This window comes from Paenarthrobacter sp. UW852 (assembly GCF_024608385.1).
Lineage (GTDB): Bacteria > Actinomycetota > Actinomycetes > Actinomycetales > Micrococcaceae > Arthrobacter.
The window spans coordinates 136,449-154,715 of sequence record NZ_JAMSGY010000006.1; the positions used below are offsets into that span (position 1 = coordinate 136,449).

Here is an 18,267-nt window from a genome sequence, read left to right on the forward strand (position 1 = left end):
GAAGGCGAGAAGTGAACGCGACAGAGATGGTCGTCCTCCTTGACGATGCCGGCAACCCCATCGGAGAGGCCCCCAAAGCCTCAGTGCACACCCAGGACACTCCCCTGCACCTGGCGTTCTCCTGCTACTTGCTTAACGAGGCAGGCGAAGTCCTCCTCACCCGGCGCTCGCCCGAGAAGAAGACCTGGCCAAGCGTGTGGACCAACAGTTTCTGCGGCCACCCGGGACCGGGCGAAGACTTCGAGGAGGCCATCATGCGGCGCGCACGCTTCGAACTCGGCGTGGACGCCAACCGGATCGAACCCGCCCTCCCCCACTTCCGCTATCGGGCGGTCGACCCTACAGGGATCGTGGAAAACGAGATCTGCCCCGTGTACACCGCCCGGATCAGCGGCACCCTCCAACCCAATCCCGCCGAAGTGGCCGACTGGGCCTGGATATCGCCCGACTTGCTCAGCGAAGCCCTGGAACACACGCCCGCGGCCTTCAGCCCCTGGCTCGGCATGCAGTTCCCGCAGCTTCTCGAGGCCCGGACCCTCCCTCTCGCAGCAGGTGCCGGGGCATGACCATCACCTCAGGAACCGTGCGCAGCCGAACAGATCTCTGCACCGCCATCGAGAATGAGCTTTCCGGCCTGATCGGCAAGCGGACCAGTGCCGCCACAGCCTACGGTCCGGACTTCGCCCACCTTTGGACGCTGGCAGGTGCGAACGTCCTGGGCGGCAAGTTCGTCAGGCCGCTCCTCCTCATGGAAACCTATGACGCCCTCCAACAAGGGAACCCGCGGCAGCGCGAAACCGCCATCAGCATCGCTGCCGCCATCGAACTCCTCCACTACGCGTTCCTGTTGCACGACGACGTGATCGACGGCGACCTGGTCCGGCGCGGGCATCCCAACCTGATCGGATCCCTCCTGGCCGAAGCGGGAGAGCTTCCCAGGCCCGATGGCGCCCTCCACTGGGCCCAGACCGGTGGCATCCTCATGGGAGACATGCTGCTCTCAGCCACCCACCAGGCCTTCGCCCGCGCCGAGCTGCAGCACGAACTGCGCCTTCGCCTGCTGGATCTGCTGGAACACACCATCAACGAGACCGTGGCAGGCGAGCAGCTTGATGTGGGCCTGGGAGATGGCATCGTGGCCCCGGAGCTTGAAACCATCCTGGTGATGTGCGGCTACAAGACGGCCACCTACACCTTCGAGCTGCCGTTGCGTGCCGCCGCGGCGCTGGCCGGGGCGGACTTCGGCGTGGAAACTGCGCTCGCCACGGCAGGCAAGCACCTGGGACTCGCCTTCCAGCTGCAGGACGACCTCCTGTCCACTTTCGGGGATCCGCGCCGCCACGGCAAGGATCCTTTTTCGGATCTGCGGGAGGGCAAGCAAACGGCCATCATCGCCCACGCCCGCAGCACCAGCAGCTGGGCGGACATCGAACCCTTCTTCGGGCTCCCCGAGCTCAGTGGCGCGGACGCCCACCATGTCCGCAGGCAGCTGACCGACTGCGGAGCTGAGCAATTCGTCCAATCCCTGATCAGCGAGCAAATGCGGTCCTTCAACCACCTGCTGAGCAGTCCCGAATCCCAGGTTCCGCCGGGCGCCCGCGACGTTCTGTTGGATCTTGCAGGCCAACTGGAAGGACGGCAATCATGAGCGTCGCCATGGACACTTCCTTTACCCAGTTCACACGGACCGCCGAACGCGCCGCGAACCAGGTCATCGCCGCCTACTCCACTTCCTTTGGCCTCGCCTGCAGGTTGCTGGGCTCCCGGCACCGCCAACATGTCCGCAATATCTATGCCCTGGTGCGGGTCGCCGATGAGCTGGTGGACGGGGTTACCGCGGAGGCGGGACTCAGTTACCAGGAGCAGAATGACGCGCTGGACCATTTCATCGATGAAACCCACCGCGCCATCAAGATCGGTTACAGCAGCGACCTCATCATCCACGCGTTCGCCCAAACAGCTCGCGCGGCCGGGATTGACGCGACCCTGATCAACCCCTTCTTCGACTCCATGCGCACGGACCTCGGCGGCCACGCCGCCGCCCCTGCTGTGCCGTTGCGGTTCGACGCCGACGCCCACCAGGGTTACGTCCACGGTTCCGCTGAGGTTGTGGGTTTGATGTGCCTGCAGGTGTTCATGCGCGGGCAGGACATCGACGACGACGGCCGCTCAGCCCTGCGCCATGGCGCCAGCCAGTTGGGGGCTGCGTTCCAGAACATCAACTTCCTCCGCGACCTGGCCGACGACACCGAACGTCTTGGCCGCAGCTATCTGGGTACTGCCGAGCATCTCGAGGACCGTGACCGGATGGAATGGGTCCGGACCATCCGCGGCCAACTCTCCGACGCCAACGCGGCCATTCCCCTTTTGCCACGGGACGCCCGGGCCGCTGTCCGCAGCGCACTGGCCCTGTTTGCGGCCCTGACTGACAGGATCGAGCAGACAACAGTGGACGAGCTGTACCGTTCACGGGTGCGTGTGCCGGACACCGTCAAAGCCGGGCTCGCTGCCCGTGCGATCGCCTCAACCTGGATGGAGCTTCGCCGATGACCCGCACGGTAGTTATCGGCGGTGGCATCGCTGGGCTTGCCACCGCCGCACTTCTCGCCCACGAGGGACACGAGGTCCAGCTCCTTGAGCAGCAAGATCACGTAGGTGGCCGGGCAGGAAGCCTGGAACGGGACGGATTCCGCTTCGACACCGGCCCCTCCTGGTACCTCATGCCCGGCGTGTTCGATCATTTCTTCAAGCTTCTGGGCACCAGCGCCGCCGAACAGCTCGACCTGCGCACGCTCAGCCCCGCGTACCGCGTCTTCAGCGAACCAGGCCACGACGGCGTAACGCCGGAACCGCTCACGGTCCCCTTGGGCAGCGAACAGGTTCTGGACACTTTCGAAAGGGTGGAGCCCGGAAGTGCCAGGGAGTTGTCGGCCTACCTTGACTCGGCGCGGCACACCACGGACATGGCCGAACGCTTTTTCCTGTACAACCCCTTCACCAAGCTCTCAGAGTTGCTGCACCCGGAGGTCGTCCGGAACCTTCCCCGGCTGGCGCAGCTCCTCCTGACGCCGTTGGACAAGTACGTTTCCCAACGGTTCCAGCACCCGGTGTTGCGGCAGGTGCTGGGCTATCCTGCCGTGTTCCTAGGCACCAGCCCTTCGGCCGCTCCCGCCATGTACCACTTGATGAGCGCCCTGGACCTTGGCGACGGAGTGCAATACCCCATGGGCGGGTTCCGGGAGCTGGTGGAGCGCCTTGAAGCCTTGGCCACCGAGGCCGGGGTCCGGATCCATACGGGTGCCGAAGCACTCAAGATCACTACGCGGGAAGCAACCCGGACCAAGAAGGTGGGCCGCTTCGACGGAGTGAAGCTCCCGGCCCCCTTTACCGGCAAGGACAGCCGGGAAGTGACCGGCGTGAAATGGCGCGACGCCTCAGGAGCCGAGCACTACAGCGTTGCCGACCAGGTTGTTTCCGGTGCCGACCTGCACCACACCGAAACCCAACTCCTTGGCGTCCGGGACCGAAGCTACGACAGCAAGTATTGGCAAAGCCGCACCAGCGGGCCGGGCGCCGTCCTGGTGATGCTGGGTGTCAAAGGTACGTTGCCACAGATGCCGCACCACTCCTTGTTCTTCACCCGGGATTGGGAGGCAAACTTCGCCTCGATCTTCGGTGCGGACACCCGCATTCCGGATCCGGCGTCGATCTACGTCTGCAAACCCAGCGCCACCGATCCTGGAGTGGCCCCGCAAGGCCATGAGAACCTGTTTGTCCTGGTTCCCGTCCCCGCCGATCCCACGCTCGGGGCAGGGGGGCCGGAAGGCACGGGGGATGCGCTGATAGAACGGGCCGCGGACGCAGCGATCGACCAGATCGCCCAGTGGGCCGACATCCCCGACCTCCGTGAACGGATCGTCGTACGGCACACCATCGGTCCGGCCGACTTCGCCCGCGACTACAACTCCTGGCGCGGCGGCATGCTCGGACCGGCCCACACGCTTCGCCAGAGCGCCATGTTCCGGGCCCAGAATGCCTCCAAGCGGGTCCGCGGCCTGTATTACGCGGGGGCCACCACTGCTCCGGGCGTAGGTGTCCCCATGTGCCTCATCAGTGCCGAGCTGGTGCTGAAGCGGATCCGCGGAGACCATAGCCCGGGCCCTACCGCTGTGAGACCAGTAGCTAGCAGGATTGGCTGATGGGTGTCCTCTATTTAGGCTCGTTACTGTTTGGCATCGGGTGCATGCTCCTGCTCGACCACCGTTTCCGGCTGTTCTTTTGGCGGGACGCCACAGCGGCGGCCGTAGTGACCGCCGTCGGGGTTTTGTTCCTGCTCGCCTGGGACCTGGCCGGCATCGGGCTGGGGATTTTCCTGCGCGGTGAAGGCACCATAGCCACTGGCCTGCTGATCGCTCCCGAGTTGCCCATAGAGGAGCCGGTGTTCCTCCTCTTCCTGGTGCTCTGCACGATGGTCCTCTACACCGGAGCCAGGCGCATGCTGGAGCGGATCCCCGCCCGGCAGCGCGAGAGGGAGAAGGAGAACGCGTGACCTACTTAGTGCTCGCGCTCCTCTTCATCGCCGCCGCCGTCATCGCCGGAGCAGCGTTCACCCGGGCAGCCTTCGCACGGGCAGCGTTCGCCGGGAAGGGTGGCGGGCCCGGCGAGCGAGGACGGCATTGGAAAGCCGTGGGCCTCGCTTTTGCTGCGCTGGCCGTGCTGACGGCAGTATTCGACTCAGTCATGATCGGCCTGGAACTCTTCCACTACGATCCCGCGCACATTTTGGGGCTCAGGGTGGGCCTCGCCCCGATTGAGGACTTCGCCTACCCGTTGGCCGGCGTCGTGGCACTCCCCGGCTTGTGGGTGTGGCTGACGCGTCGTCGCAGCCGCGCCCCACAACCCAACCTCAAAGGCCTCGTCCCACAAGCGCTGCTCGCCTCCCGACCGGTCAGCTGGATCAACACCGCCTACCCTTTCGCAGCCGCCATGCTCCTGACAACCCGCGAGATCGACTGGGTCCTGATCGTGGGCACCTTCTACTTCCTGATCCCCTACAACCTGGCCATGTACGGCATCAACGACGTCTTCGACTACGAATCGGACCTCAAAAACCCGCGAAAAGGCGGGATAGAAGGCGCGCTCCTGCAGCCCCACCTGCACCGGCCCATGCTGTGGCTGGCGGCGATCACCAACGTGCCATTCCTGCTGATCCTGGCCTTCGCCGGAGGGCCTGCAGCGTGGATCAGCCTGGCGGTGAGCGCCTTCGCCGTCGTGGCCTATTCCGTGGCCGGACTCCGCTTCAAAGAACGCCCTGTCTTGGACTCACTGACCTCCAGCACGCACTTCGTCAGTCCCGCCGTCGTGGGTTTGGCGCTGGCCGGCGCAAACGTGACGCCCGGGCTGCTGATCCTGCTGGCCGCGTTCTTCCTATGGGGCATGGCCGCCCACGCGTTCGGCGCCGTCCAGGACATCGAGCCCGACCGGCAGGCAGGCATCGGCTCCATAGCAACAGTCATCGGTGCGCGCCGAACGGTGCGGCTCGCCGTCGTACTGTGGCTTGTTGCCGGGCTCGCTATGCTGGCCACGCCGTGGCCCGGCCCGCTGGCGGCGATCATCGCCGTCCCGTACATCATCAACTGCGCCCCGTACTGGAACGTCACGGATACGACGGCGGCACGCACCAACGTTGCGTGGCGCCGGTTCATCTGGCTCAACTACGGTTCAGGATTCCTGGTGACGCTCATCTTCATTCTGCAGTGGAGCCTCACCTCATGAGTGGGGCGGTTCCTCTTCATCGATGGCGTCCAGCGCTTCGCGCATGTGCTGCAAAAAGTTCACCACGATCTGCGACTCTTCCGGGCTCAATGCGCATGCCGCGTCGAGCATACGACGATGCATTCCGCCCAAGGTATGCCGGACTTCCTGGTCTGAACCGGTGGTTGCCTTCAAAATCAATGCCCGACGGTCGGTGGGGTGCGGCTCACGGCGGATATGGCCGGACTCCACCAGACGGTCGATCAGCGTGGTCATGGAAGCGGACGTTATGCCGAGTTTGTCGCCAAGGTCCTTGGGCTTCATCAACTTGCCTGCAGCCTCGGCTTCGAACAAATACCGGAGGGCCAGCAGGTCCTTCTCACCCATCCCCATGGACGAACGGGTCCGTCGCCGCATCGCTTGTTCGGAGGCACGGTAGTCCCGCAGCGCGTTCAGGACGTCAACGGCAATGGCCTTCTGCCCCGGGTCTTTCCCGTACCAGTAGCCGTGTGCGTGGCCTTCCGAGTCCATCCGATGTTCCTTTGATAAACGTAAAGCTTGTTTCACTAGCATTTTGATACTAAGTCACCCGACCCGCGAATGCAGGACTCCGCACATTTCCCAAGGAAAGAGGCTCGAAACATGGCATCTCGAAGCTCAGACCTGGCCCGGCAGACGACCGTTACCGCGAGCCTGGTGATATGCATTGTGGGGTCAATGATCGGCGTTGGAGTTTTTGGCGGGACCCCCATCGCGCAGGCCGCCGGCGGTGCCTTGGCCGCCGACTCCACTCTCCTCGCTCCAGCGACACCGGCCTTCTCCATCTGGTCCGTGGTGTACGCCGGGCTGGTTGCTTTCACCGTGTGGCAGTGGCTGCCCTCCCAACGTTCAACTGAGCGGCAGCGATCGCTTGGTTGGATCGTCGCCGCCTCCATGGTCCTGAACGCTGCGTGGATCCTGTCCGTTCAGGCCGGTTGGCTCCTGGTCAGCGTTCTGGTGATCCTGGCCCTTCTGGCCACCCTGGTACTGGCGTTCCTGCGCTACAGCCAAACCCGTGCCGGCTCATGGGTTGAGTCTGTGGTGGTGGATGGAACGCTGGGGCTCTACCTGGGCTGGACCAGCGTGGCCGTCTGCGCCAACATCGCCGCGGCCCTCAAGGCCTCAGGCTTTGCGGGCTGGGGGCTGCGACCCGAGATCTGGTCCGTCACGGTGCTGGCCGTGGTGGCCGTCGTCGGAATCGCGTTGGCCATCAAGGGACGCGGACGCCTCGCCCTGGCGGCAGCCATCGCATGGGGCCTCGCTTGGATCACGGTCGGCCGCAGCTCCAACGCACCCGAGTCCTTCCCGACGGCGATTGCCGCAGCCGTTGCTGCTGCCCTGGTGCTCGGTGCTGCGATCACGGTGCGGGTCCGGCTGGTGACTATCCCGCGATGAGCTCCTTCACCGGGCCTTCGTGCAGGGCCAGGTAGATGTCATCCCGGACCTTGTTGGCCTGGGGGTCCGTCATGGTTTCCGCTAGTGGACGCATCACCACACGAACCAAGGCGTTCGACTGGCCGGCCAGAATGCGGAGGCGCTGCCGGGCAGCCGGAGGAAGGGACTCGCCCGGCGTGAGGGCGAGCAGCTCCACGCTTTCCAAGTCCTCAGCGCGGTCGCCCAGTGCCATCCGCACCTTGTCGCCGAGCAATTCAGCATCCATATCTGCTGCAACCACAAGCGAGAGGTCCCGGCTGATGGGTGGCATCTGGGACACCGGCTTCCAAGGATCGAGGTTGGTCATCTGTTGCTGGATCCGGGCGTCCGAGGACCGCAGCAACCTGATGTCGGGGATTCCCTTGCGAAGCATCAATGCGCGATCCAGCCCCATCCCCAACGCCAAGCCCGACCACTTCCCGGGGTCCAGTCCGGCGTCCACCAGCAGGTGCGGAGCCACGAGCCCACACTCCGCGAGCTCCAGCCACTCGCCATCCATGAGGACATCGATCTGCAAGCCCTCCTGCGTATAGGGGTGTGCTGAAGGCACCGCCCGCCACTCAGCACCAGGCAATACGGCAGCCACCAGGACGCCGATCATTTCCTGCAAATGACCTGCGTCGAGCGATATCCGTGAGCTGATCCGCCACAAGTCCACCTGATGGGGCGTCCCCACGTGCGTCCGGTCGATGGAATCACGTCGGTAGACCAGGCCCGGGAGAGCCCACAGTTCGTCCATTGACTCCCCAGGGACCACGTTCCGCAACAGTGACGGGATGGAAGCCGAGGTGTGGCTGCGCAGCATGACTGTAGGACTGACGTAGCGGGAGTACTTTTGGTCGCGGGTGACGTCCATTTCGCTGAAACCCAGGCGGTCGTAGTTGTCAGCGACACTCACCAGAGGACTGTGCCGGACCGTCCGTTCGGGCACTCCCCACAGTGCATGGAGGGCGTCCATCACGTCGCGAAGGAGTGTTTGCATTGCGTGGGGACCGTGGTCCGGGTTGGACAGGTCACGGACTGTCAGGGCGTCGTGAAGCTCGTCGGGGCTGGGATAAGAGGGCATGGCTGGTCCTTAAGGGTCGGAATGAGTGGGTTTCCTCCCCCGACTCACTCCGTGCCAGGACCTAGGCGCGCGCCAAACAGCCCTCGCGACCGGAGGCCGGTCGGGGGCAGGTAAATCGACGCAGGGAGAGCATGGGCCGACTATACCCCTGGATACAGGAGACGCAAAGGCGCCCCACACCCGCGCGGGTGTACGGCGCCTTTGCGCTTTGGGTCGAGACTACTAATCACGACGGCGGTTTACTCGCGAATCGATTGACATGACATAACTCACATTCTGTAAGCTGAATTCCAAGTCACGCAGACGGCTTACCTTGCTCTACACAGGGAGGTCCCCATGGCCCCCAATCCGCTGAAGGCCGAGATCCTCATGGCCCACGGTGTCCCTCCTTCCGCGGCCAGCGTTGCTCGACGAAGAGCAGCCGCGAACCATGGCACGCACGGCGCGGCCAACAAACCCGACGCCCTGCTTGGAGCGATAGCCGTCCGGCAGCTGTTCCACCGCTGGCCTTTGGTGCCATCACGGGAATTGGAACGGATCCGCCACGTCCTCTTGCACTGCGATCAGCTGGGCTCCCCGGACACCCACCATCTGTCAGAGCCGGCCCAAGCGCTGCTGGAGCTGATCAACTGCGAGTTGGAACGGCGTCGTTTACTGGCAAAATCCGGGCAGGAAAGCGCCAGCAGCAACTGACTACGGGAGAGCCGCAACCACATCGATCTCCACCAGGAAGTCGCCCAGGAACGATCCCACGGTGGTTCGTGCGGGGTACGGGGCTACAACATATTTTTCGTAGATGCTGTTGAAGCCGTCGAAGTCGCGCCCGGGGTGGTGCAGGTGGACGGTGGCTTTGACCACGTGAGAGAAATCCAGTCCGTGCGCGCCCAGGACTTCACCGAGGTTGGTCATGGCCTGGATGGTCTGTTCCTCGATGGTGATGCCAACCCGTTCATCGGTCACGGGATGGTGGGGCGTCTGGCCTGCGGTGAAGAGGAACCCGTTGGCCACGATGGCCTGGGAATAGGGACCGGCCGGGCTGGGGGCGAGGCTGGTGACGACTTGCTGGCGGGACATGTAATGCCTTTCGTTGCGATGGAAATTGCTAGAGGACCTTGGAGAGGAAAGCTTTTGTGCGCTCCTGCTGCGGGTTGTCCAGGACGTCCTCCGGAGGGCCGCTTTCGACCACCACGCCGCCGTCCATGAACACCACCTGGTCAGCGACCTGCCGGGCAAAGCCGAGCTCGTGCGTCACCACCACCATGGTCATCCCCGCTTCTGCGAGGGATTTCATGACGTCCAGGACTTCACCCACCAATTCGGGGTCCAACGCCGACGTGGGCTCATCGAACAGCATCAGCTTGGGCTTCATGGCCAGCGCCCGTGCAATCGCGATGCGCTGCTGCTGCCCGCCCGAGAGCTCCTGGGGGTAGGAGTGTCCGCGGTTGCCCAGGCCCACCCGGTCCAGGAGTGCCTGCGCTTCCACCACCACCTCACGCCGGGGCCGGCCGAGCACATGCACGGGCGCCTCGATGATGTTCTCCAGCACTGTCATGTGCGGGAAAAGGTTGAAGCGTTGGAACACCATGCCTGCGTTGAGCCGCGAGCGTGCTGTTTGGCGTTCCTTCATTTCATAGAGCTTCCCGTTGCGTTCGGCATAGCCCACCAGGTGCTCGTCCACGTAAAGCCGGCCAGCGTCCACCTTTTCCAAGTGGTTGATGCAGCGCAGGAAGGTGGTTTTGCCGGAACCGGACGGGCCGATCAGGCAGGTCACGGAACCCTTCTCAACCCTGAGGTCGATGCCTTTGAGGATTTCGATAACGCCGAAGTTCTTCCGGACTCCCCGGGCTTCCACCATGGCAGTAGTCATCATGCTGTCCTTGTCTTGGGCTTGCGGGTCCGTCGCGGCGCTGAGTCAAAACCGCGGCCGTACCGGCGTTCGAGTTTGTTTTGGAAGAAGCTCAGGACGGTGGTCATGAGCAGGTACCAGAGGCTGGCCACAATCAGCAGTGGAATGGTCTGGTAGTTGTTCGCATAGATGATCTGCGCCGAGTAGAGCAGATCCGAGATCGCGAGGACGCTCACCAGGGACGTGCCTTTCAGCATCGAAATGACCTGGTTGCCGGTGGGCGGCAAAACCACGCGCATCGCCTGGGGCAGGATCACCCGGTTCATGAGCTTGCCACCGCTCATTCCCAGGGCCCGGGCAGCGTCGTACTGGCCCTTGTCTACCGAACCGATGCCACCACGGATGATCTCGGCCATGTACGCGGCCTCGTTCAGCGACAAGCCCAGGAGCGCTGCACCCAGCGGGGAGATCAACACATTCGCTGATCCCAGCACCACGGACGGTCCACCAAAGGGCAGTCCGAACGCGATCACAGGGTAGAGCGCAGCAATGTTGTACCAAAAGATCAGCTGGACCAGGAGCGGCGTTCCCCGGAAGAACCAGATGTACGCGCGGCTGATGGTGCTGAGGATCGGATTGTCGGAGAGCCGCATGATCGCCAGCAGTGTGCCCAGCGCGATGCCCACAGTCATGGAAACCACGGTCAAAACCAGCGTCAAACCCGCGCCGGCCAGGATCTGCGGTGCGAACAGGTAGGACACCACAACATCCCAGTGGTAGCGCTGGTTCACCGCCACGTCCCACGCGGCACTGAGTGCTACCAGGATGAGCACCACTGCAAGGACCAGCCGGACCGGGTGCTTCAGCGGTACCACGGGAATGGAATCACCGGACGCTGTGGCCGGCTCCCGGGTGCCGGGGACTGAGGGTTGCTTCTGCACAGCCGTCACCTCTCTACTCGAATGCATTACTGGGCGAAGTTGACGCGGGCATCGGTGATGGCGCTGGTCTCAAGACCGTACTTCGCGAGGACCTTGGTGTAGGACTCACTCTTGATTACAGCGTCCAGGGCAGCGGAGACCGACTTCACCAACCCGGACTGCTTGGGCACGCCCACACCAACCGGCGCGAACTCGTACGTCCGGGCCACCTCGATGCCGGGGTTTTGGGTAGCCGCGAAGTTCAGGATGGGCGAGTCAGCCAGCACGGTATCCAACCGACCACTTGTCAGCGCGGATATGGCTTGCCGGGTGTCCTGGAATTCACTCCTTTGGATGGTTTCCTTGCCGGCGGCTGTGCAGGCCTCGTCATAGGAAGGCACGTTCACCGTCAGCTGGTACGAACCCGTCAGGAGCCCCACCTTCTTGCCGCAGAGCGCGTTCTCGTCCTTGATGCCGCCGGGGTTTCCCTTGGGGACGGCAATGGCGTTGCCGATCTGCATGTAGTCCACGAAGTCCAGCACTTCCATGCGCTTTTGCGTGGGTGTCATTGAGGAGACGGTCATGTCGTAGCGGTTGGCTGCGAGGCCGGGAATGATGGAGTCGAAGTTGGCCACCTGGATGTCCACTTTGACACCCAATGCCTCACCGATGAGACGGGCCACGTCCGGGTTGGTTCCGGTCATTTCCTGCGTGCCTTCGCGGTAGAACTGCGTAGGAGGTTCATTGGTGGGGATGGCCACGCGCAGCACCTTGGAAGCCTTGATGGATTCGGGCAGAAGGTCGACGGCGGCCTGGTTGACTGCCAGCGCGGGGACGCCGGTTCCCGCTGCGGCAGCGTCGCCGGACGGGTTCGACGCCGATGCGTTCCCAGTTGGGCTGCACGCCGTCACCGCCAACATCAGCGCAGCAGTGGCGACGACGGCCGATAAGACGGGTTTCGCGCGGAGGACCGCTGTTGGATTGTTCATGTCGGATTCCTCATTTCTGCAAGGCCAAAGGGGCCTCGGGGATACGGGTTGGTTGGTTGCGGACGAATGCTTCGTTGCGGTGCCGGATCAGGTCCCGGCCTTCCGCCCGCAGTTCTTCGATGGTTGAGACTCCGAGGAGCATCATGGTGCGGGTCATTTCGGCTGTGAACATTTTCAGCACGTGCTCCACGCCGGCTTGGCCGGCGGCAGCAAGGCCGTACAGGTAGGGGCGTCCGATGGAGCAGGCGTCCGCGCCGAGGGCCAGCGCCTTGACCACGTCGGAACCCCGGCGGATGCCGCCGTCGACGATGATTTCCATCCGACCGGCGGTCTTCGCAACGATCTCCGGCAAGACATCAAGGGGTGCCGCCATATGGTCCAGCTGCCGTCCGCCGTGGTTGCTGACCTGGAGCGCATCGATACCCATGGAAGCTGCCAGCGCGGCGTCGTTCGCGTTCACCACGCCCTTCAGCACGATCGGACCGTTCCAGCGTTCCCGTAGGTCCCGGATGTCGTCCCAGTCGGTAGGTTCGTAGGAACCGGCCAGCAGCGTCCGCCACATATCGGGCGAGCTGGCCAGCGGACCATCGGGAATTTGGGCATCGAGGTTGGGGAAAGCGATCGCGTCGTTGGCCAGGAATCCCAGGGCCCATGCCGGGTGCAACATCCCCTCAACCACCGTCTTTGGCTTGATGGACGGCGGGGCGGTGAACCCGTTGCGGTAATCGCGCTCGCGGTGCCCGATGGCCCTGCAGTCGACGTTGACCAGGAGGGCTTCGTAACCGGCCTTGGACACCCGGTCCAGAACAGCCTGCAGGAGCCCTTTGTCCGAGGTCGGTTCCAGGTTGAACCAGCGGCGAAGTCCCGGCGCCGCAGCGCTGACCGCTTCCATGGTGGTGGTGCTCAGGTGCGCCAGTCCGTAGGGGATACCGGCGGCGAGCGCTGCGCAGGCGACGGCGGACTCACCCTCGGGGTGGAACAGCCGGGTTCCGCCCGTCGGCGAGAGCGTCACCGGCATCGCCGACGGGCCGCCAAGGATGGTGGTTCTGAGGTCCAGGTTGTCCACTGATCCCCATTTGGGAAGGAATGACCAGTCATCGAAGGAGGACCGGTTCCGGCGCAGCGAGACCTCATCCTCACCGCCGCCTTCGATGTATTCGAAAATGCTCTTGGGGAGCCTTTTGGCTGCCAGCTTCCGCATGTCCTCAACGCTGTAGCACTTCCGGGAGAGCCGCTCGGCGGTGGATCGGGCTGGTCCCTGCACCGAGGCAAGCGCCCTGATGTCCTTGATTTTCATGGTGTGTCCTCTGTGTTCCTGACGGGCTCACCTGCCCGGCGTCCCTCCCAATAGTGACGCAGATCTCCCCCGTGCTATATGTAAGATCCTCCACAAGATCCGTCTGCACCCTGTGATAACGTCCAACCATGGATACCGCGACGCAGTCAGGGATGCAGCACTCGGCAGTACGCCTTTCCGACTGCATCCAGCTGATGCAGGCCGACCTGGTGCACGCCAATCCCACCCCGGAAAACCTCGGGCACCCGGTCTCGGACGTCCTCATGTACGACCCCCTGGATACGTGGTCCAGCGTGGACGATCGGATCATCCTCGCGGTCGGATGTACATACGGTTCACCGGATTTCGACCAGCTCCTCCACCGGGCGGCGAACAGCAACGCGGCAGCGGTGATCGTCAAAGCCCATGGCGCCCGGATGGAGCAACTGCGCTCCGCGGCGGTCCGGCATACCCTCTCGGTCCTGGTGGCCCCGGATGACGCGGACTGGACGCAGCTGGTGGCTTTGGCGCGGGCATCGGTCATGGGCGCCGCTGCGGACTCGGTATCAGGTGTGCGGCTTGGCGACCTTTACGCGTTCGCCAACGCAGCGGCTTCCATCACCAACGGCGCCGCCAGCATTGTGGACCCGCTGGGCCGAATCCTGGGCTATTCCACACTGCCGGGCCAACCCATCGACGAACTCCGCCGCATCACTACGCTGACCCTGCAGGAAACCATCCAGCCGGCATTCGACCAGGACTTCAAGGCTGTTTACGCTGCACCGGGGGCTGTGCTTGTTCCAGCGCTCGACGACGGAATGGCCCGCCTCGCGCTGGCCGTCAGGGCCGGCGGTGAGCTTCTGGGTTCCATCTGGATCATCGACCCGGGTGAGGAAAAACGCGCCACGGCATTGGACGCACTGGATCGGATGGCGCCCCTGGCAGGGCTGCACATGCTCCATGCCCGCTCGGCCTCAGACTTCGGGGAGCGACGAAATGCAGACCTCATCCGCACGCTCATGGATGACACTCCCCACGCCTCCTTCGCCGCCGCGCAGCTGGGCCTCGATACCGCCAACGGGCTGGCCGTGGCAGCCTTCTCGATTGTCCGCCCGGAGACGGGAAGCCTGGAGTCCGTCCGGGAAATCCACCGGCTTCTGCACTTGGTGACCACCGTGTGCAACGTCCAGTTCGGCTCCGGCCACAGCGCCCTGATCGGCTCAGTGGTCTACGCACTCCTGCCCGGCAATGGCCCGTCCCCGCGGGCCCTGCATGCCCGGATCATCCAGGAGATCGAGGCCTATTCGCACACCATCAGTTCGTTCCCGGTCATTGCGACAGTGGGTGGAATCGCAGCGACCATCGACGAGCTGCCGCGGTCCCGGTCCGAAGCCATGCGCACGCTGCACCATCTTTTGAACCTGCAGGAACGCCAGGGCAAGTCCCCGGGCAACAACAAAGTGCCGGGCGTTGCGCTCTTCGAGGACTTCCAGGTTCCGCTGAACCTGCTGAGGATTGGGGAGTTCATCGAGGAGAACGGCCTGGCCGGAACAGACGACATCGCCAGGATCCAGGCCCGGGACGCCGAGCAGCAAACGGAGTACCTGGAGACCCTGCGGGCCTATCTGGCCTTCAATGGCAACATTTCCGCCATGGCCACCCACCTCCACGTGCACAACAACACCGTCCGGTACCGCGTGGGCCGCCTGGCCGAGGACTTCAACCTCGACCTGGCGGACCCACAGAAACGGCTGTGGTTGTGGCTGCGGATTACCACCATGGAGCTGGCCGCGAAGTAGCTCCCCCCAACGCGACCTAACGGATGATGGGAAGGCCCGCCGTCGGGAAGACGCTGGGGAAGATCGACGGCGGCGGCACGGGAACGCTGTCCAGCGGCACCGTGATCGTTTCCGTCCCGACGGTGACGTCGTAGTCGCGCACCGTGATGCGCAACGGCTCGTCGCTGTAATCCGGCCCGGATTCGAGGGCCAACACGATGGAGCCCTGCGCGAGCTCTACGGACAGGAGTCGGCCTTGCACCTTGAGCTTGAACGACAGGTTTTCCCATTCGCCAGGCAGGCGCGGGTCGAAGCGCAGCACGTCGCCTTGGTCGCGCATACCCGCGAAACCGCAGACCAGGGAGCTCCAAATACCGCCGGTGGAGGCGATGTGGACGCCGTCGATCGTGTTGCCGTGCGAGTTGTCCAGGTCGATGAACAGGGCGTCGGTGAAGTGTTGCAGCGCAACATCGCCGTAGCCGACTTCGGCCGCCATGATGCCCTGCACGCACGCGGAGAGGGTGGAGTCGCCGGTGGTGATGGGGTCGTAGAAGTCGAACGCCCGCTGCTTCTGTTCGGCTGTGAAGTCCTGCCATTGGAGGAACATGGCCAGCACCGTATCGGCTTGCTTGAGGACCTGGTGCCGGTAGATCACCAACGGGTGGAAGTTCAACAGCAACGGGTACTTGGACTTGGGGGTGTTCCAGTCCCACGGTTCCAGCGTCATGAAGTCGTTGTCCTGGCTGAACACCTCAAGGTGGGGATCGTACGGGAGTGACATGCGCTCAGCTGCCTGCCGCCACACCATCCGCTCGGTATCGGCGATCCCCTCGTGCTCCAGCGCTGCGGCAGCCCGCAGGTTGAAGCGCGCCATGACGTTGGTGTACAGGTTGTCGTTGACCACGGCTGTGTACTCGTCGGGGCCCGTCACGCCGTGGATGTGGAACATGCCGTCCTTGCCGAAGAAGCCCAGCGACGCCCACATCCGGGCTGTTTCAATGAGCAGGTCCGCCCCCAGTTCTGCCCGGAACGAGTCATCCCCGCTGGCCCACTGGTAGCGGTTTGCGGCGAAAGCGATGGCGGCAGCAATGTGGAACTGGGCCGTTCCTGCGGCGTAGTAGGCGCTGGCTTCCAGGCCGTTGATGGTCCGCCACGGGAACAGTGCTCCGTCAACGCTGAGCTCCTTTGCCCGGACACGGGCATCCGGCAGCATGGCGTGGCGGGATTCCAGCACCTTTCGGGCACCGCACGGGTTGGTGTACGTCAGGTACGGCAGGAGGTAGATCTCCTGGTCCCAGAAATAGTGGCCCTCATAACCGGATCCGCTGACGCCCTTGGCGGGGATGCCAGCCACCCCGGCGCGGGCAGTGGCTTGCGCCAGCTGGAAGAGTCCCCACCGGACGGCCTGCTGCATCTCGGGCTGGCCGCCGATCGAGATATCCGCCGTGGTCCAGTACTGCCCGTAGTGGGCTTTGCTCTGGGCAAGGATTTCGGAGAACGACACAAGGTTGGCTTCGGCGTCGGCGGCCAGGCTCTCGCCACGGTCCTCGGCGTCGCTGGAACCGGCCACCAGGTAACTGACCGCCTTCTCCACACGGAAAGCCTCGCGGGCGTGAATCGCCAAAACGTAACGGACGGACGATTCGTCTTCCGCCACCAGCGTTTCAAACGGCTGGCCTTCGGCGGAGATCCAGTGGTCCACGGCCATGGCAACGCGCTGGCGGGATTCGGAAGTCTCCCAGGCCATGCGGAGCGATCCGTCGGCGCCTTGGAGGTGCAGCGGCAGGAGCACGCGCCCGGCGTGCCGGCCGGATCGGCGCGGGTCGTGGACCGAGTGGTCCTCCACAGGCTGGTCCTGGCGGTTGACGACGCCGGAAATGATGTCCGCGGACACGTCGCGGTCAGCCGAAACGGACAGCTCCAAGCCAAGGCATCCGCGGTTGTCGAACCCCACTGCGCGGCGCTCCACCGTGGTGACGGTAGCGCCGGAGCGGCAGGCGTAGGTGGTGCTTTCCTCGTAGACGCCGGTGGAAAAGTCCACGGAACGGTGGTAGTCCAACACCGTGGACTCGGCCAGGCTCAGCGCCTCGCCGTCGATGGAAACAGTGAAGTTGTTGGCGTCCGGCACGTAGACGATCCGTTGGCCGGTACGCGCAAAACCGTAGGCATTCTCGGCGTGCTTGATGTCCCAGATCTCGTGGAATCCGTTGATGAACGTACCAGGGAGCTCACTGTCGCCCGCGGTTGAATGTGAGCCGCGGATGCCCAGGTGGCCGTTGCCGAGCGCGAACAGTGTCTCCAGGGTCCCCTCGTCGCCGGGGACGTGGATGTTTTCCACGAGCTTCCAGGGCTCGCAGGGGAAGCGCAGCCGATCGGAGCTGATGAGTGCCATGGGCTAAAGAGGTCCTTCGAAAAAGTAGGGTCAGAGAAGATCGTTGAGGTCGTCGACAACCAGCGTGGCCCCGGCGTCCAGCAGGGTTTGGCGGCCCGCTCCGCGGTCCACGCCGATCACGGCGTAAAAGTCGGCCCCCGCGCCGGCCTGCACGCCGGAAACGGCGTCCTCCACCACGATGCATTCCTCAACCGGCACGCCCAGCAGGCCTGCCGCGTAAACGTAGGTTGCCGGGTCCGGCTTACCGGGAAGTCCGACGCCGGCAGCCACCTGCCCATCCACCACCACCTCGAAGTGGTGGTCAAGGCCGGCGGCCTTGAGTACGGCGGGTGCGTTGCGGGATGAAGACACGACGGCGACCTTCAGTCCCAGCTCCACCGCGGCGTTGATGAACTTGACTGATCCCGGGTAGGGCTCGACGCCACGGGAGTTCACGATCTCGTTGAAGATGGCGTTCTTCCTGTTGCCCAGGCCCTGCACGGTTTGGTTGTCCGGGTGGTCGTGGACAGGACCTTCAGGCAGGGTGATGCCGCGCGAGGCCAGGAAATCCCGGACTCCATCGAATCGCGGCTTGCCATCGATGTGATCGAAGTAGTCGCTTTCCTGGTAGCCCTTGGAATGGCCCGTCCGAGCGAGGTAGTCGTCGAACAGTTCCTGCCACGCATGCTCGTGCACCACGGCAGTTGGCGTCAGCACGCCGTCGAGGTCGAACAGCAGCGCCGAGGCGCCGCTCCAGGCATTACGAAGATCAGTCATGTGCGTCATTCCGTTTC

18 protein-coding genes are annotated in these 18,267 nt (G+C 64.1%); 9 read left to right on the forward strand and 9 right to left on the reverse strand.

Going from position 1 to position 18,267, the window contains the following annotated elements; genetic code table 11:
- Positions 1 to 11 precede the first annotated feature (11 nt).
- The 6 genes from idi to NEK97_RS12345 are packed head-to-tail and all read left to right on the forward strand — an operon-like array spanning position 12 to position 5,775.
- On the forward strand, positions 12 to 566 hold the full coding sequence (gene idi / locus NEK97_RS12320; protein ID WP_257370198.1) for an isopentenyl-diphosphate Delta-isomerase: 555 nt from the start codon (positions 12 to 14) through the stop codon (positions 564 to 566).
- On the forward strand, positions 563 to 1,648 hold the full coding sequence (locus tag NEK97_RS12325; RefSeq protein WP_257370199.1) for a polyprenyl synthetase family protein: 1,086 nt from the start codon (positions 563 to 565) through the stop codon (positions 1,646 to 1,648). Before idi ends, NEK97_RS12325 begins: the two co-directional genes overlap by 4 nt.
- Positions 1,645 to 2,550, forward strand: coding sequence for a squalene/phytoene synthase family protein (locus NEK97_RS12330; protein ID WP_257370200.1), 906 nt, complete (start codon positions 1,645 to 1,647; stop codon positions 2,548 to 2,550). The genes NEK97_RS12325 and NEK97_RS12330 overlap by 4 nt, the downstream gene beginning before the upstream one ends.
- Positions 2,547 to 4,199 (forward strand): phytoene desaturase family protein, encoded by a 1,653-nt coding sequence (gene crtI, locus NEK97_RS12335; RefSeq protein WP_257370201.1) that lies wholly within the window; start codon positions 2,547 to 2,549, stop codon positions 4,197 to 4,199. Before NEK97_RS12330 ends, crtI begins: the two co-directional genes overlap by 4 nt.
- On the forward strand, positions 4,199 to 4,549 hold the full coding sequence (locus NEK97_RS12340) for a lycopene cyclase domain-containing protein (RefSeq protein ID WP_257370202.1): 351 nt from the start codon (positions 4,199 to 4,201) through the stop codon (positions 4,547 to 4,549). The genes crtI and NEK97_RS12340 overlap by 1 nt, the downstream gene beginning before the upstream one ends.
- Positions 4,546 to 5,775, forward strand: coding sequence for a prenyltransferase (locus NEK97_RS12345; RefSeq protein WP_257370203.1), 1,230 nt, complete (start codon positions 4,546 to 4,548; stop codon positions 5,773 to 5,775). The genes NEK97_RS12340 and NEK97_RS12345 overlap by 4 nt, the downstream gene beginning before the upstream one ends.
- Here NEK97_RS12345 and NEK97_RS12350 read toward each other — a convergent pair.
- Entirely contained in the window at positions 5,770 to 6,285 is a 516-nt protein-coding gene (locus NEK97_RS12350; protein ID WP_257370204.1) for a MarR family winged helix-turn-helix transcriptional regulator, read from the reverse strand. The two genes, NEK97_RS12345 and NEK97_RS12350, sit on opposite strands and share 6 nt — an antisense overlap.
- A gap of 111 nt (positions 6,286 to 6,396) precedes the next feature.
- Here NEK97_RS12350 and NEK97_RS12355 point away from each other — a divergent pair, with 111 nt between their 5' ends.
- Entirely contained in the window at positions 6,397 to 7,188 is a 792-nt protein-coding gene (locus tag NEK97_RS12355) for a tryptophan-rich sensory protein (protein ID WP_257370205.1), read from the forward strand.
- Here NEK97_RS12355 and NEK97_RS12360 read toward each other — a convergent pair.
- Positions 7,175 to 8,293 carry a hypothetical protein gene (locus NEK97_RS12360; RefSeq protein ID WP_257370206.1) on the reverse strand — a complete coding sequence of 373 codons (1,119 nt, stop codon included), beginning with the start codon at positions 8,291 to 8,293 and terminating at the stop codon, positions 7,175 to 7,177. The two genes, NEK97_RS12355 and NEK97_RS12360, sit on opposite strands and share 14 nt — an antisense overlap.
- 336 nt (positions 8,294 to 8,629) lie before the next feature.
- Here NEK97_RS12360 and NEK97_RS12365 point away from each other — a divergent pair, with 336 nt between their 5' ends.
- Complete coding sequence (locus tag NEK97_RS12365) at positions 8,630 to 8,986, forward strand: hypothetical protein (RefSeq protein ID WP_257370207.1); 357 nt, start codon at positions 8,630 to 8,632, stop codon at positions 8,984 to 8,986.
- On the opposite strand, the gene NEK97_RS12370 is transcribed toward NEK97_RS12365, so the two are convergent.
- Genes NEK97_RS12370 through NEK97_RS12390 form a run of 5 tightly spaced genes read right to left on the reverse strand, consistent with a single transcriptional unit; the run spans position 8,987 to position 13,345 of the window.
- Positions 8,987 to 9,367 carry a RidA family protein gene (locus NEK97_RS12370; protein WP_257370208.1) on the reverse strand — a complete coding sequence of 127 codons (381 nt, stop codon included), beginning with the start codon at positions 9,365 to 9,367 and terminating at the stop codon, positions 8,987 to 8,989.
- A 28-nt stretch (positions 9,368 to 9,395) separates the two neighbouring features.
- Positions 9,396 to 10,160 (reverse strand): amino acid ABC transporter ATP-binding protein, encoded by a 765-nt coding sequence (locus NEK97_RS12375; RefSeq protein WP_305082607.1) that lies wholly within the window; start codon positions 10,158 to 10,160, stop codon positions 9,396 to 9,398.
- Entirely contained in the window at positions 10,160 to 11,080 is a 921-nt protein-coding gene (locus NEK97_RS12380) for an amino acid ABC transporter permease (protein WP_257370209.1), read from the reverse strand. The genes NEK97_RS12375 and NEK97_RS12380 overlap by 1 nt, the downstream gene beginning before the upstream one ends.
- A 26-nt stretch (positions 11,081 to 11,106) precedes the next feature.
- Positions 11,107 to 12,048, reverse strand: a complete 942-nt coding sequence (locus NEK97_RS12385) for an ABC transporter substrate-binding protein (RefSeq protein WP_257370210.1) — start codon at positions 12,046 to 12,048, stop codon at positions 11,107 to 11,109.
- Positions 12,049 to 12,058: 10 nt separating this feature from the next.
- Positions 12,059 to 13,345: an alpha-hydroxy acid oxidase gene (locus tag NEK97_RS12390; protein ID WP_257370211.1), complete on the reverse strand. Its 1,287-nt coding sequence runs from the start codon at positions 13,343 to 13,345 to the stop codon at positions 12,059 to 12,061.
- A 128-nt stretch (positions 13,346 to 13,473) separates the two neighbouring features.
- On the opposite strand from NEK97_RS12390, the gene NEK97_RS12395 reads away from it, so the two are divergent.
- Complete coding sequence (locus NEK97_RS12395) at positions 13,474 to 15,123, forward strand: CdaR family transcriptional regulator (protein ID WP_257370212.1); 1,650 nt, start codon at positions 13,474 to 13,476, stop codon at positions 15,121 to 15,123.
- Between the two features lie 16 nt (positions 15,124 to 15,139).
- Here NEK97_RS12395 and NEK97_RS12400 read toward each other — a convergent pair whose 3' ends face one another.
- Together NEK97_RS12400 and NEK97_RS12405 are read right to left on the reverse strand one after the other, a co-directional pair.
- The gene (locus tag NEK97_RS12400) at positions 15,140 to 17,494 is read right to left on the reverse strand and encodes a glycoside hydrolase family 65 protein (RefSeq protein ID WP_257370213.1); all 2,355 of its coding nucleotides are present in this window, start codon (positions 17,492 to 17,494) and stop codon (positions 15,140 to 15,142) included.
- A 30-nt stretch (positions 17,495 to 17,524) separates the two neighbouring features.
- A complete protein-coding gene (locus NEK97_RS12405) occupies positions 17,525 to 18,250 on the reverse strand; it encodes an HAD family hydrolase (protein WP_374111530.1) in 726 nt (241 codons plus the stop codon).
- Positions 18,251 to 18,267: the final 17 nt, after the last annotated feature.